Genomic DNA, 15,707 nt, shown 5'->3' on the forward strand with positions numbered 1-15,707 from the left:
CGTATAAATCTTTGAATTTATCCTGATAATTTCGGAAAATCATCAGGATGAATTTTTAAATTCATTAGGGTAAATTTGAAAGCAAAATTAAACTCCGGCTGAAATACCGGAGCTTAAAGGATTATGGATGTTTATTTGTTATTTAATAATGATCTTTTTACTGTAAGCTTTCTGATTTGCGGAATTGAGGTTGATGAAATAAACTCCGCTCGGAATTCCTGAAATATTTATCCCGTTGTCGCCTTCAATTTTTCCTTGTTCCAGAACTTTTCTTCCTTCAGCATTCACAATTTCCACGGTTGTATTTTTATCTTTTACACCTTCAATAAAAACCCTTTTGGAAGCAGGATTAGGATAAATTTTTATTTGAGATGAAAAGTCATTTTCGTTCGTTGCTAAAGATGTTGATGTGACCCTGAATATTTTACCATTATTTACTGCTGCTACGAAAAGCTCATTCTGATTATTGATTCCGAAAGTGGAAAAATTGTTTCCTGAAAAAGCGGGTGTCCATGTAATGGAGTCGTCAGTATTCAGAATTCCGATCTGGGTCGAGCAATAATCGGCAAAGATATATTTTCCCTGCAAAGCAGGATATTGTGTTCCTCGGTAAACATATCCGCCTGTGATAGAGCATCTTCCACCTGAATGATTATAGACGGCAACAGGGAACGTCATGGTAGATTGTGCGGCACATCCAGCCGTATTGTATGTGCTATTACCTTCATAGCATCTCCATCCGTAGTTGATGCCTGCCTGTGTTAGAGGCATTCTGTTGATTTCCTCAATCTGTCCCTGGCCTACATCTGCAATCATCACATTTCCTGAGGTTGTATCAAAATTAAATTTCCATGCATTTCTTAATCCGTAAGCCCATACTTCGTCGGCTCCGTCGGTTCCGACAAAAGGATTGTCAGACGGAATATTGTAGGGACCTGTCGAATTGATATCCAGTCTCAATAATTTTCCTAAAAGAGAGTTTTTATTTTGAGAATTATTGTTCGGGTCTCCGCCGCTTCCACCGTCACCGGTCACAATCCAAAGATAGCCATCGGGTGCAAAATGAATGCTTCCGCCATTATGATTATCAAATGGTTTTGGCTGATTTAAAATAATTTTTTCAGTTGTAGCATCGGCTACATCAGGATTGGAACTTCTCGTATATCTTGCGACAGTAATATTTCCGCTGGTATCATTGTAATACACAAAAAAATACCCATTTGTTGAGTATTGCGGATGAAATGCGAGTCCCAAAAGTCCTCTTTCGCCACCGTATGTGATCTTGGAACTGATGTTCAGAAAGTTAGTTGTATTTACAGTTCCGTCAGGCTGTACGATTTTAATGATGCCATTTTGTTGAACTACAAACATTCTGCTGTCATTGGCATTTGCAATTTCTACCGGGGCTGTAAACCCTGTGGCAAATTCTTCAAGATTAATGCTTTGGGCATTCAACATGGTACAGGAAAGAATGCCTGCGCAAAAAAGTAGATTTTTCATAATATTTTGAAATTTAGTGTGTTAAATACCAATGAAAATTTCATACCATCTAAATACTGTAAAAAAAGAAATAAATTTAATAATGTTTGATAATTAATTCTTTATTATTTTAGAAATAGTAGTATTTTTTGATAATAATCTTAAATAATAGATGCCTTTGGCTAATGTAGATAGATCAATTTTTTGATTTGTTATTTTTTTCTTAAGAACAGTTTGTCCAACACTATTTATAATTTCAATATTTTCACCAATATTTTTGTCAGATTTTAAATAAATAAAATCACTAAATGGATTAGGAAATATTTCAAAATAATCTTTTAAAGGGTCATATACTGAAAGTACACATAAAGGATCAATATTTACATTTGTATATCCACAATAATTTGGCCCAACTTGTATATTAAGATGCTGAATTTCTGAGTTTATATTATCTACGCAGATATGTGATAAGTTTGGATTCCCACAAATGGCATAAGTTGTACCTAAAGTTCCATTTTTTAGATTTAAATAGGATAAAGAATTGTTTTGAGCCTCCAAAACTGCTAATGATGGAGATGTAGAAAAATCTAAAGAAGTAATACTATTATTTTGGCACCAAAAATTATTTAAAAGTGGTGTGTTTTGTAAATTGACTGATTGTAGGTTATTATTATAACAACGTACCTCGGTCAAGTATAATAAGTTACTTATATTAAGGGTTGTTAGATTATTATCTATACAGTGAATTGACGCTATTTTACCAGAATTATTAAAATTTAAAGAAGTTAAATCATTGTTGTTGATTTCAAATGTTATCAACTCAGGAAAATTGTAAACATTAAAATTCGTAAGCTGATTATTATTTAAAGATAGAATTGCTAACAAAGGTAGATTTTGTAGATTTATTGTTGATATTTGGTTGGAAGCAAGGGATATTAAATCTAAATTGCTGCAGTTTGTAATATTAACATTATTTATTTGATTGTTATCTGCAAAAAAATATTTAAGAACATTATTATTTGTAATTGTAATGCTTGTTAATTGGTTATTACTTATCGCAATATCTTTTAAATTTGGAAAACTTGCAAAATTTATTGTAGTAATTAAGTTTTGATATACATCTAAAGTTTCAAGATTTGTAAAATACTCTAATCCATTTAATGAGGATATATTTTTGTTTTCTAAAATAAGTGTGTTAATTAATAATGCTTCATTTAAACTTATTTCTCCATTATTATCTACATCTGCATCCGTATCCGCAGTTCCGTCATTATTTGTATCAACGCATAATGAAGTTATTAATGCATTTTTAAGATTATTATCGGCAAAAATTATATTTTGTCCATTTACTAGTGAAGTAATTAAGATAAAAAAAATAAAATATTTTTTCATGGGAAATTTTGAGGCAAAAATATTCTTTTTATAACACTAAACCAATAAGAAAATAATTATCCTAATATTATTTTACTTTTATAAAAACTTTAGTTAAAAATTTATAATTCTATTGTAAATCATTATATTTGCCGACTTAATTTAACGTAGTTATAATAAAATGCAAGGAAAAGGACTTATTACAATTGTTGCTATTGTACTAGGGTTGATTTGCTTAAATGAGCTATTACCAACATGGTACGCCAGCAAAATTGAAAAGCAGGCGACTGCTATTGCAGGAGACAATCAGGAAAAGTATAACAAAGAAATCGCAAGACTTTCTAAGGATACGCTGAATCTTGGATTCACAAAACTTTATTACACAAAAGCCAGAGACAAGGAAATGAAGCTTGGTCTTGACCTTAAAGGCGGGATCAACGTTCTTTTGGAGATCAACCAGAGAGACCTGGTAAACGATCTTACCAATTATTCCACCAACCCTGTTCTTATCGAGGCTTTGAACAAAACCGATGAAGCTCAGAAGAATTCTACAAAATCGTACATCGACAATTTCTTTGAGCAGTTCGATGCAATCAACAAGGCAAAAGGTACCAACCTGAAGCTGGCGGATCCGGAAATTTTCGGAAATACCACGCTTACCGAAGTGAAGTACAACACGCCTGATGAGCAGGTAAAAAGTATCGTGAAAAGAAAAATCGATGCTTCTGTAGGAACTGCTTATGAAGTAATCAGAACCAGGATCGACAAAATGGGGGCCGTGCAGCCAAATGTTCAGAGAGTCCCTGGTACTGCAAGAATCTCCGTGGAAATGCCGGGGATGAAAGACATCGATAAAGTGAAAAAAATGCTTCAGACTTCTGCGAAACTTCAGTTCTGGGAAGTACAGCAGGTTCCTGAAATAGCGCCTTATTTCCAAAGCTTAACCGCAGCCGTTGCTGCAAAAGGTGATTCTATGGGGGTTGCGAAAACAACCAACTTCATGAACCTTTTACATATTGATAAATTGAGAACCAATGGTGTTGCCAATGTGAAACTGTCTGATACCGCCGCTGTTAATAAAATTTTAAACAGTAAAGTAGCACAGTCTTTACGTCCGGCCAACATTAAATATACACAGTTCATGTGGGGCTACAAGCCGGAAGCTACAGATGCGGAAAGCTTGGTATTATATGCAATCAGAGGAAACATTAACCAAAAAGCTCCGGTAGACGGTGCTGTTGAAACTGCTAATATCGGCTATGATGAGCTGAGCAGGGTAGTGGTAGACATGCAGATGGATTCCAAAGGAGCCAAAGAATGGAAAACTTTAACTGAAAAGAACGTTGGTAAACCAGTAGCGGTAACACTTGATAACAGAGTTTATACAGCTCCGAACGTTGTGAATGCAATTCCTAACGGTAGAACGCAGATTTCCGGTAATTTCTCTCAGGAGGAAGCAAAGGAATTGGTTGATGTTCTGGGTGCAGGTAAATTGCCTGCAGGTGCCAAAGTGGTTCAGGCGACGGTAGTAGGACCGTCATTGGGTCAGGAATCGATCAACGCCGGGATGATCTCATTCGGTATCGCATTCCTTCTGATTATTGTTTATATCATTTTCTATTACGGAGGAGCGGGTGTTTATGCAGTGATTGCCATGATCATCAACTTATTCTATATTTTCGGAATTATGGATTCCGTGGATGCTACCCTTACACTTCCGGGGATCGCGGGTATAGTACTGACCATGGCCATGGCAGTGGATACCAACGTTATTATCTATGAAAGAACGAAAGAAGAACTTTTCGCCGGCAAAAGCATTCTGGAAGCCTACAAAGACGGTTTCAAACATGCGTTGAACGCAATTGTAGACGGTCACTTGACGACATTGCTTACCGCAGGGGTACTTTTCCTTTTCGGAACAGGACCGATCAAAGGTTTCGCCTTAACACTGGGAATCGGTATCCTGATGACTTTCTTTACTTCGGTACTGATCTCAAGGGTCATGATCTTCTCAAGACTTAATAAAGGAAAACACCTTTCCGTATGGACTGGGGCCACGAAAAATCTTTTCAGAAATACTTGGATCGATTTTATCGGGAAAAGAAAATATGCATACATCGTTTCCGGGATCTTAACGGTAATTTCTATCGCGTCGATCGCAATTCACGGATTCAAATACGGGATCGACTTTACCGGTGGTAGAAACTATATCGTTAGATTCGATAAACCGGTCAATGCTGAAGATGTTGAAGCCAATCTTGTGAAAATGTTCCAGACTGAAGACGGTAAGAACTCTTCTGTGGAAGCGAAAACATTCGGGAATGACAAGCAGCTGAAAATTTCTACGGATTACCTGATCGATGACGAATCGCTAAAAGCAGATCAGGCGGTTGAGAAAAAGCTTTACGAAGGCCTGAAATCAAGCTTACCGGCCAATATGACAATGAATGCATTTAAATCTGCTGACAAAGACCATGCGGGAATTATTTCTTCCGAGAAAGTAGGTCCTACGGTGGCTGATGATATTCAGAAGCATGGTATTCTTGCGGTTGTTGCAGCTTTGGCAGGTATCTTTATCTATATTCTTGTACGATTCAGAAAGTGGCAGTTTTCACTGGGTGCTGTTGCAGCATTATTCCACGATGCGGTTATTATTTTAGGAACGTATTCGTTACTTCACAAATACATGCCGTTCAATATGGAGATCAACCAGGATTTTGTGGCGGCGATCCTTACCGTATTAGGATATTCAATCAACGATACCGTAATCATCTTCGACAGAATCAGGGAATACTTAAGAGAGAAGAAATCTTTAACTCTTGCAGGATTATTTGATGATTCTATTTCAAGTACGTTGGGTAGAACATTTAACACCTCATTTACTACGATCTTAGTAATTTTAGCGATCTTCATTTTTGGTGGAGATAACCTAAGAGGATTCATGTTTGCCATGTTAATTGGTATTGGATTCGGTACCTATTCATCAATCTTTGTAGCATCGGCTATTGCTTATGACTTCCTGAAAACCGGTAAGGAAGAAGAAGTTCACGGTAAGTCGACTACCAATAAAGAAGTACTTGCTTCAAAATAATGTATACTACAATAAATAAGAAAAGCCTTTCAGTAATGAAAGGCTTTTTTGTTTGATATTCTATAATTAATGGATAGTGGTTAATGGTGAATTTAATTTGCTTAAATTTATTTTACAGCATAAATTGCCAATTGACAATTCAAACTATTCTTCGATTTCACTATTTTTGCACCATTATGGAAAACTCTAGGAAGAAAGCTGCAATGAGCTTTATATTTATTACGCTTTTAATCGATATTACGGGATGGGGAATCATCATTCCGGTAGTTCCTAAGCTTATTGAGGAACTGATTCATAGCGATATAAGTGAAGCTGCAAAATATGGCGGCTGGCTCGGGTTTGCCTATGCATTTACACAATTTATTTTCTCGCCGGTTGTGGGTAATCTTAGTGATAAGTTCGGACGAAGACCGATTATTCTGATCTCCCTTTTCGGATTTGCTATAGATTACATTTTATTGGCTTTGGCTCCTACAATAGTATGGTTATTTATCGGAAGGATTATTGCAGGAATTACAGGTGCCAGTGTGACGACTGCAAGTGCTTATATCGCAGATATTTCAACAGACGAAGACCGTGCAAAGAATTTCGGACTTATTGGCGCTGCTTTTGGTCTTGGATTTATCATTGGTCCGGTTTTAGGAGGGTTGTTGGGACATTATGGGGCCAGAGTTCCATTTTATGCGGCGGCCGGATTGTGTCTGTTGAATTTCCTTTACGGATATTTTATTCTTCCGGAGAGTTTAGATAAAGATAAAAGAAGAGAATTTAACTGGAAACGTGCCAATCCGATTGGTTCTTTTAAATTTTTAGGCAAGCATCCGGAAATTTCAGGACTGATTGTTTCTTTGATTTTAATTTATATTGCAGGACACGCGGTTCAGAGCAACTGGAGCTTTTTCACCATGTATAAATTCAACTGGAATGAAAGAATGGTCGGAATTTCTTTAGGTGTTGTCGGTTTATTGGTAGGGTTGGTTCAGGGTGGACTGATCAGATGGACAACTCCGAAGTTTGGTGAACAGAAAAGCATTTATTACGGACTGACACTTTATGCAATAGGAATGCTTTTGTTTGCCTTTGCTACCCAGGGTTGGATGATGTTTGCTTTTTTAATTCCCTATTGTCTGGGAGGAATCTGTGGACCTGCACTTCAATCAGTTATTACAAAAAGTGTTCCTTCAAACGAACAGGGAGAGTTACAGGGAGCGCTCACCAGTCTTATGAGTGCAACTTCAATTATCGGCCCGCCGATGATGACTAATTTATTCTACTTTTTTACACATGATCAGGCTCCATTTAAGTTTTCAGGGGCGCCGTTCTTTCTGGCATTTATTTTAATGGCGGTGAGCGTTATTATTACTTATTTGAATTTCAGTAAGAAAGAAATTAAGAGAAAAGAAATTTAGTTTTCCATATCTAAGCTTAATATTTTATTAAAACTCAATATTAAGTATTCAGATTCACATATCTTTTGTAATTTTGTACTATGGAACTAAGCATTGGAGAAATGGCACTGATTGCCATAGCAATCGTAGTATTGTTCGGACCGGATAAACTTCCCCAAATTGCCCGTGATTTGGGTGCAGGGGTAAGAAAGATGCGTGGTGCAGTAGAAGATATCAAAACGGAAATTATGAAAGAGACAGATAATCCTGTTTCTGAGATTAAACGTGAGATTGAAAAAGTAAAGGATGCCGCAAAAGATTTCAATCCGATGAAAGATGTTCAGGAAAATATTCTTACCGATTCTCAGGCTTCAAATGAGCCTCCTAAACCAAAGCCTTCCGAAGATGAAACTTATGAAGGTCCTGTAAGCAGATAATGTGATTTATGGAGGAAATTATTCAGGAAGATAAAAGACTTTTTTTATTTCTTAACAATTTAGGAAACTCATCTTTTGATCAGTTTTGGATGCTGATTTCCAGTACCTGGATCTGGGTTCCGCTTTATATTATTTTCTGTTATTTTTTATTTAAAAATTACAAACTAAGATCTTTAGTTTTTATTTTGATATTTGTTGCGATAGGAGTGACGGTTTCTGATCAGGTTGCCGGTATTTTCAAACATGGTATTGAGAGATTAAGACCGTGTCATGATCCTGCTTTAGAGCATCATATGAGGATTGTAAAATGTGGAGGTCAGTTTGGTTTTTATTCTGCCCACGCTTCAAATACTTTCTTTTTGGCAACGTATTTAAGTATTTTGTTAAAAAATAAGCTTAAATGGTTTCCTTATGCTATATTTGTGTGGGCGGCAATAGTATCTTACAGCCGTATATATTTAGGAGTGCATTTCCCGATAGATATTATGGTGGGGGCGTTTGTTGGAATTTTATTGGGAGTGATATTTTCTGCACTTGCCAAAAAAGTGATCAACAAACAAAATATTACCTCATGAAAAAACATTTACTCTTTTTAACTTTAACGTTTTCTACCTTCTATCTGCAGGCGCAGGATAAAAAAAATGCTGAAGAATGCTTCCAAAAAGCAGATTATAAATGTGCTGAAGAAGAATATTCAAAATTAGTTCAAAGTGAAAAAATTCAGAAATTAAAATCTGAATATTATAATTATCTCGGAACTTCACAAAGAAGACTTGGCAAAACAAATTCAGCTTTTAAATCCTATGAGTCGGCATTAAAAGCAAATCCCATGTCTGCTGCTGTGTATGCCAATCTAGGTTCTATTCACGGGCAGAAAGGCAACAAGCAAGCTGCATTGGACTATCTTAATCAGGGCCTTAAACTTGAGCCGGAAAATGCTGATATGTATCTCACGCGGGCCAGGATTTATGAAACTTTAGGAAAAAAAGATTTGGCCGCTAAGGATCTGAACCAGATCTTAAGTTTTGCACCCGATAATATTTATGCAAGAACAGGATTGGCTAATCTTAAAAAGAACAGCGGCGATCTAGAAGGCGCTCTAAAAGAATACAACCAGCTCATTTCCGAAAAACCAGAATCGCTCCTGTATACCGGAAGAGGAGATGTTTATTTTAAATTAAAGAAAAACAAAGAGGCTCTGGCTGATGTTAACAAAGCCATTTCCATAGATCCTAAATTCGCTCAGGCATATGTAAATAAAGCGCTGATTTTATTTGAAACCGCAAAGCCGAAAGAAGCGTGTGCAAGCCTCGACAAAGCGGTAAATTTGGGTTATGAAAAGCCTTTGCTCACAGAGTATTATTCTAAATGCGAGGTTAAGAAATAATATTTGCGGAATTTTTAGGTTTCAGGCGGCGGCTTCGCCGCCGCCTGAAACCTAAAAATTTCTTAATCATTATGATAAGGTTTTCCCTGTAATATCTGATCCGCACGATAAATTTGTTCTACAATAAAAAGCCTGATCATCTGGTGGGTAAAAGTCATTTTTGATAACGAAATTTTTTCATTCGCTCTGTTGTAAATTTCCTCGGAAAATCCATACGCTCCGCCAATCAGAAGATGAATTTTTTTTACTGAAGAATTCATCCAGGTATCAATTTTCTGTGCAAATTCCCGGCTTGTAAACTGCTTGCCCTTTTCATCAAGAATCATTACCAGATCTGTTTTGTCAATATTATTCATAAACAGCTTGGCCTCTTCCCTCTTTAAAAGATCTGGAGATAAATTTTTTGCGTTTTTTACATCAGGAATTTCAGTGATTTCAAAGTTCCAGTGCTTGGGAAGTCTTTTTAGATAATAATTTATTAAAGAAGTAATTTCCTTATCATCTGTTTTACCGATACAAAGCAAGTTAATCTGCATTTTTTTAAATTAAGTTCCAAAGATATTCATAAATCAAGAAAAGTCATAGTCACATTCTGTCTTTGCCGGTTTCAAGTCTCAAAAAAATTATTATTTTTGTAATACACCGGTCCGATGAAAGTAGCAATTCCATCTTTTTTGTTTTTCTTTTTTCCATTAATTTCTTTTGCACAGGAAGTTAATGATGAAAAAACAGATCATTATCTTGAAGAAGACAAAAAGAAAATCTCTGTTGTTGGTGGATTAAGCTACCTTCACAATTCATTTGGCTTGCTGTATGAGCATAAAGTTTTCCGTTTAAGACCCAATGATGCATTTTATACTGAATTTTTTCTGAGATATCGCTGGGTTGATGTTAGCTTTTCCTTTGCACCTAAACTGACACACATTAATAATGACGATCCGGAAAAGGGGAAATCAAAATATTTCAACTTTGGATTCACTTTTTTTCTTGCTCCGAAAATCCGGCAATATGTCTATTTTAGCCAGGTTAAAGGTCTTTATTTTCAGGATACAAAAGAATTTATGCGGCTGTTGTATGGGAACGATTACAATGAAGAAGGTTATCTGCAGTTTCCCGATGCGAAATACCGATCTTTTAAAGGTGAAACAACATATCTGTGGGTAGGAAATAAAAAAGACTACAGAAGCTTCAACAATATGACCTATCAACCGTTGAAAGATGTTTTTGTAGTGAGTACAGGACTTTTTTATCAGTATAATATTTTAAGTGATATCGGGAAAACAGTGTATCTGGGAGAAACGTTCAGTGATAGTGATAATTCGCCTTCTAAGGATTTCAGAATTGCTTTAAGGTCGGGTGGTGGTATCCAGAAAAAAATTAAAAACAATTGGTATGCTATTGTGGAAGTCTATCCGGAATTATATTATGCAAAATTAGTAGGTGAAAATTTTCATGAATTTAATGTCGGGATATTTTCGAATGCCCGGATTGGCTACGACAACGGAAAATGGTTTTTCGGTGGAGGAGCACAGTTAAGCTGGGTCAACAGTTCCAATGAAAATTTCTATTCCACGACGCAATGGCTTTTTCGTGCCGGAATTGGTTTTCGTTTTAATTCTCCTACATTTGTAAACAGAAACTTTGACAAAATAGATAATATTTTAAAATAATATGGGTCTGAAACTTCCGAAATTTATAGTAAAAGTTCATGAATTTTTCGATGATATACATATTCCTCTCTTGGGAATATCGCTCTGGCAGATGTTTCAGATTTATATCAGAGGGATTTTTAAAGACAAGATCGGCAGAAAAGCAGCCGCTATTTCCTGGAGTTTTACGATCAGCTTATTTCCTTTTATTCTTTTTATTCTGTCGGTAATTCCTTATATGCCTCACTATGAGAAGCTTCAGTTTTATATATTCGATGTTTTGATGCATAATGTTTTCCCCTCCAATATGGAAGGAGATGTCCGGAATTATATTGAAAAGAGTATTATTCCTAATATGAAGGGAATCAGTAATTTAACTATTGTTTTGGCATTGGTTTTTGCCACAAACGGAACATTTTCACTCATCAATGGATTCAATGAAAACACGCGTGAGAAAATGAGTGATGTAAAAGAATTTATCCTCTCATTTTTTATTACCATTGGCTTTGTACTGATCGTTTTTCTGGCACTTTTCGGGGTATATTATTCTGAGGTAGTTTTAAAGCTTTTTACTCCTGTTTATGATATTACCTGGCTGGTAGATAATCTTTCAAAGATCATTGGGTTTGTATCTTTTCCTCTTTTTTACTTTATTCTTCTAACCCTTTTTTACTGGCTTGGAACGGTGAGGATCACAAGATTCAGGCAGGCTATACCTGGAGCAATTCTTACAACGGTTTTGTTTGTGGCAACGACTTATTTTTTTGCATTATATGTTAAAAATATTGCACGGTATAATGTACTTTACGGATCTATAGGAAGTATGATCCTTCTGATGGTTTGGGTCAATGTAAATGTCTATCTGCTTCTTTTCGGAAATGAGCTGAATATGGCCATCAGAAAACTGAGAATCGAGAAACTGTTGTCGGATGAATTAAAGCAATCGAGAAATCATAATGTTAGTTCTGAGCGTGATGTTGAATAAATTTTGCCTATTCTTCTTCACTGAAACTTTTTTTCGAACTTAGATTTAGTATAAAATAACCTATAACAGCCGCCAGAAAAGAAGCTATTAAGATTGCAAATTTTGCTTCGTTTTGAATTTCAATTTCATTTTTAAAAGAAAGCAACGCAATAAAAATTGACATGGTAAAACCTATTCCTGCCAGAAAACCTACCCCAAGCATTTGTTTCCAGGAACTATTTTGTGGTAAAGAACTCAGCTTTAATTTGATGGCTAATAAAGAGAATAAATTAATTCCCAAAAGCTTTCCTAAAACAAGTCCGCAAATAATTCCTAATCCTAACGTACTGGTAAGGCCTGAAACCATTTCATTGGTAAAGGTAATATTGGTATTTGTCAGCGCAAATATCGGCATGATTAAAAAGCTTACCGGAAAATGAAGCTGGTGTTCAAGCTTTTCTAATGGTGAAATTTCCGTATCTGAAATATTGGTTGGAATTGAAAACGCAAGCAGCACTCCTGCAATTGTTGCATGAATACCTGAATGATGAAGAAAGTACCATAAAAATAATCCGGGAATTACGTAAAAAATAATTTTCGTGACCTTTAAGAAATTTAACAAGAATAATAAAGCAGTAATCCCAAAAGAAAGTAATAAATACATCCAATGAATCTGATCGGTGTAAAATATGGCAATGACCAAAATTGCTCCCAGATCATCTACAATGGCTAATGCGGCTAAAAATATTTTAATAGAATTCGGAATCTTTTTTCCTAACAATGAAATGATAGCCAGTGAAAAAGCAATATCAGTAGCCATAGGTATTCCCCAGCCGTTTCCATACATTGTCCCAGAGTTAAAAATAGTATAGATAACAGCTGGAACAACCATTCCGCCGATAGCTGCAAAAATGGGTAAAGAGGCATTTTTAAAAGATGAAAGCTCACCTTCGATCATTTCTCTTTTAATTTCCAATCCTACCAAAAGGAAGAAAACAGCCATCAGACCATCATTGATCCAAATGCTGACAGAATATTTTAAATGAAAAATATCCGTTCCCGTTTCCTGATCCAAAAATGCCTGAAAGCTTTCTGCTAGTGACGAATTAGCAATAAGTAATGAAATTAAAACACAAAAAATAAGAATGATTCCAGACGCCTGACTGCTGCTGAAAAACTTCTTGAAATATTTTGTTAAATTCATAAATTAAGATTGTACTCTTCTTACTTTCGAAACTCCATTGATATCATTAAGTTTTTTAAAAGTCTGCTCGAGTTGGCTTTTATTTTTAACCTCAAGATTGATCGTTCCCGTAAAAATACCGTCATTAGATTCGATAGACATACTCTTCATATCCATACCCATCGCACCGCTGATTACCGTTGTAATATCATTAATCATTCCCATTCTGTCGAGTCCTTCGATCTCAATTTTTACCCTGTTTTTAAAGCTTTCCGCATTAACCCATTTTGCAGGAATAACTCTGTAATCATATTGAGCACGAAGATTGATAGCATTTGGACAGTTATCGCTGTGTACTTTTATTCCGTCAGAAATGGTGATAAATCCGAAAATTTTGTCTCCGGGAATTACAGTACAGCATTTTGCATAGGTATAATTGAGCTTTTCTTCATCCTTTCCAAAGACGATCATATCCAGATTCTGCTCTTTGGGCTCTACAAAAGTGGTATTCTTGGATGGCGATTTTCTGAATCTTGAAAGCAAATTGTTAAATACATTTTTACTTTCTATATATTTTCTTAAACTGCTTGCATCCAGTTCGTTACTCTGGAATTTAAGGAACAGCTCCTGAGAGGTTTTAAGATGAAAGAATTTTTGAAGTTTATTGACCTCATCATCATTAAAATTGATTTTGGCGTGGCGGAGTTTTCGCTGAAGAATTTCTTTTCCTTCTTCTACCAGCTGATTTTTTTGTGAATTTAAATAACTCTTAATCTTAGACTTAGCTTTGGAAGTTACGACAAATTCCAGCCAGTCAGATTTGGGTTTCTGATTTTGTGAAGAAAGAATATCGACCTGATCTCCATTCTGCAATACATAAGAAATAGGAACAAGTTTACCATTGATTTTTGCCCCTAAACACTTCATTCCCAGATCAGAGTGGACGGAGAAAGCAAAGTCAAGAGCCGTTGCATTGGTGGGCAGAATTTTGATTTCACCTTTCGGAGTGAACACAAAAACTTCTTTGGAATATAAATTCAGTTTAATATTATCCAAAAGTTCAGAAGTAGAAAGATTCTGTTGTTGCTCAAGCACCTCGCGGATTTCCGTTACCCAGTTCTCAAAATTTCTGTCTTCTGAGCTTTGCTTGTAACCCTCTTTGTATTTATAATGAGCGGCAACTCCTTTTTCTGCGATTTCGTCCATTCTTTCGGAACGGATCTGCACCTCAATCCATTTTTTATCAGGTCCTAAAACCGTTAAATGTAAACTTTCGTATCCTGTAGAACGCGGTTGTGTAATCCAGTCACGCATCCTGGATGGATTGCTGTGGTAAACATCAGTTACGATCGAATAAATTTTCCAGGCAAGGAATTTTTCGTTCTTAGCGTCTGATTTATAAATAATTCTGATTGCATAATTGTCGTAAACCTCTTCAAAAGAAACGCCTTGTTTCAGCATTTTCCTGTAAATGGAAGAAATAGCCTTGGCTCGGCCCTTTATTTTAAAATTTAACCCTTCCTCATGCAGTTTTTCAGAGACTTCTTTCTTGAACTCTTCAATGTATCTTTCACGGCTTTCCTTCGCCAGTTCGAGTTTCTCTGTTATTTCCGTATAAACGTCAGGATTATTGTACTTTAATGATAAATCTTCAAGCTCGGATTTTATATTGTACAGCCCTAAACGATGCGCCATGGGAGCATAAATATAGACCGTTTCCGAAGCAATTTTCTTCTGCTTGTCCGGAGCCATGCTTTCCAGTGTTCGCATGTTGTGAAGACGGTCTGCAATTTTGATAAGGATCACCCGGAAATCTTCTGAAAGGGTAAGTAGGAGTTTTCTGTAATTCTCCGACTGAACCGAAATATTCTGGTGGTTCATGATGGAGATTTTCGTAAGCCCGTTGACAATATTGGCTATCTTTTCCCCAAAAATTTTCTTCAGATCGTCGTATGTGTAATCGGAATCTTCAATAACATCATGCAAAAGCGCACAGGCAATAGACGTAGCACCTAGCCCGATTTCAGTAGCTACAATTTTGGCCACAGCAATAGGATGGTAAATGTACGGTTCACCGGATTTTCTTCGCTGATCTTTGTGTGCATCCAATGCAATATCGAATGCTTTTCGGATAAGTTTGTTATTCTCCTCATCCAAAGTTCTGTATGTGTTAGAAATCAGATCCTTATACCGGGCTAAGATTTCTTTGTTTTCTTGTTCTAAGTCGTAACTCATTCGCGCTAAAGCCTATATTTAAACGAAAATACGAAAAATTTCGCACTTTTCAAATACGAAAAAATCCGTAGATTAATCTACGGATTCCGGTTATTAATTCTTATCATTTGTTTCTAAAACTTTACCTCGGAGTCCATTCCGCTGGTAGAGCCTTTGATCTTTACGTCAGGACTATTGTGGATTTCCGCTTTGTTTCTGACGTTTATATAGTTTTTAATGTCTACGTAATTGGCCTGTTCAATACTCATATTTTCAAAAAGATAAGTCTTCATGACGGTATTCTGGCTGAAGACATTCTTGGCATTGTCAATCTGATTTTCTTTCACCGCTACACTTACAATATAAGGTGAATGGTGATTATCTTCATTCAGGTACACAATATAATCTGAATTCCCAAAACCTGAATTTTCAAGATCGGCTTCCAGTTTCTTATAATCGCTGTGGGGTTCAAATAATCCAGCTAAAATATTTGACATAGCAATAGTTTTTAATTTGTATTAAAGGTAAGGAATTTTTCTGAATT

13 protein-coding genes are annotated in these 15,707 nt (G+C 35.9%); 7 read left to right on the forward strand and 6 right to left on the reverse strand.

The window, feature by feature from the left end:
* Positions 1–138: 138 nt before the first annotated feature.
* Positions 139–1,500, reverse strand: coding sequence for a PQQ-dependent sugar dehydrogenase (locus BMW64_RS04245; RefSeq protein ID WP_089998667.1), 1,362 nt, complete (start codon positions 1,498–1,500; stop codon positions 139–141).
* 93 nt (positions 1,501–1,593) lie between these two features.
* Positions 1,594–2,871: a T9SS type A sorting domain-containing protein gene (locus BMW64_RS04250; RefSeq protein WP_089998670.1), complete on the reverse strand. Its 1,278-nt coding sequence runs from the start codon at positions 2,869–2,871 to the stop codon at positions 1,594–1,596.
* A 160-nt stretch (positions 2,872–3,031) separates the two neighbouring features.
* Here BMW64_RS04250 and secD point away from each other — a divergent pair, with 160 nt between their 5' ends.
* From secD to BMW64_RS04275, 5 genes are all read left to right on the forward strand, one after another.
* Entirely contained in the window at positions 3,032–5,941 is a 2,910-nt protein-coding gene (gene secD, locus BMW64_RS04255) for a protein translocase subunit SecD (RefSeq protein ID WP_089998672.1), read from the forward strand.
* Positions 5,942–6,117: 176 nt separating this feature from the next.
* Entirely contained in the window at positions 6,118–7,350 is a 1,233-nt protein-coding gene (locus BMW64_RS04260) for a TCR/Tet family MFS transporter (RefSeq protein WP_089998673.1), read from the forward strand.
* A gap of 80 nt (positions 7,351–7,430) precedes the next feature.
* Positions 7,431–7,766: a Sec-independent protein translocase subunit TatA/TatB gene (locus BMW64_RS04265; RefSeq protein ID WP_089998675.1), complete on the forward strand. Its 336-nt coding sequence runs from the start codon at positions 7,431–7,433 to the stop codon at positions 7,764–7,766.
* Positions 7,767–7,774: 8 nt separating this feature from the next.
* Positions 7,775–8,341, forward strand: coding sequence for a phosphatase PAP2 family protein (locus tag BMW64_RS04270; RefSeq protein ID WP_089998676.1), 567 nt, complete (start codon positions 7,775–7,777; stop codon positions 8,339–8,341).
* Positions 8,338–9,153, forward strand: a complete 816-nt coding sequence (locus BMW64_RS04275) for a tetratricopeptide repeat protein (protein WP_089998677.1) — start codon at positions 8,338–8,340, stop codon at positions 9,151–9,153. Before BMW64_RS04270 ends, BMW64_RS04275 begins: the two co-directional genes overlap by 4 nt.
* Before the next feature lie 62 nt (positions 9,154–9,215).
* Here the strand turns inward: BMW64_RS04275 and rlmH are convergent, their stop codons facing one another.
* Positions 9,216–9,689 (reverse strand): 23S rRNA (pseudouridine(1915)-N(3))-methyltransferase RlmH, encoded by a 474-nt coding sequence (gene rlmH / locus BMW64_RS04280; protein WP_089998679.1) that lies wholly within the window; start codon positions 9,687–9,689, stop codon positions 9,216–9,218.
* Positions 9,690–9,803: 114 nt separating this feature from the next.
* Here rlmH and BMW64_RS04285 point away from each other — a divergent pair, with 114 nt between their 5' ends.
* Positions 9,804–10,823 carry a DUF4421 family protein gene (locus BMW64_RS04285; RefSeq protein WP_089998681.1) on the forward strand — a complete coding sequence of 340 codons (1,020 nt, stop codon included), beginning with the start codon at positions 9,804–9,806 and terminating at the stop codon, positions 10,821–10,823.
* A gap of 1 nt (position 10,824) precedes the next feature.
* Positions 10,825–11,787: a YihY/virulence factor BrkB family protein gene (locus BMW64_RS04290; protein ID WP_089998684.1), complete on the forward strand. Its 963-nt coding sequence runs from the start codon at positions 10,825–10,827 to the stop codon at positions 11,785–11,787.
* A 7-nt stretch (positions 11,788–11,794) separates the two neighbouring features.
* On the opposite strand, the gene nhaA is transcribed toward BMW64_RS04290, so the two are convergent.
* From nhaA to BMW64_RS04305, 3 genes are all read right to left on the reverse strand, one after another.
* Positions 11,795–12,970: a Na+/H+ antiporter NhaA gene (gene nhaA / locus BMW64_RS04295; RefSeq protein ID WP_089998686.1), complete on the reverse strand. Its 1,176-nt coding sequence runs from the start codon at positions 12,968–12,970 to the stop codon at positions 11,795–11,797.
* A gap of 3 nt (positions 12,971–12,973) precedes the next feature.
* Positions 12,974–15,184 carry a RelA/SpoT family protein gene (locus tag BMW64_RS04300; protein WP_089998688.1) on the reverse strand — a complete coding sequence of 737 codons (2,211 nt, stop codon included), beginning with the start codon at positions 15,182–15,184 and terminating at the stop codon, positions 12,974–12,976.
* A gap of 113 nt (positions 15,185–15,297) precedes the next feature.
* On the reverse strand, positions 15,298–15,660 hold the full coding sequence (locus BMW64_RS04305; RefSeq protein ID WP_089998690.1) for a hypothetical protein: 363 nt from the start codon (positions 15,658–15,660) through the stop codon (positions 15,298–15,300).
* Positions 15,661–15,707: the final 47 nt, after the last annotated feature.

The sequence above is a fragment of the Chryseobacterium taichungense genome (assembly GCF_900109935.1).
Taxonomy (GTDB): Bacteria; Bacteroidota; Bacteroidia; order Flavobacteriales; family Weeksellaceae; genus Chryseobacterium; species Chryseobacterium taichungense.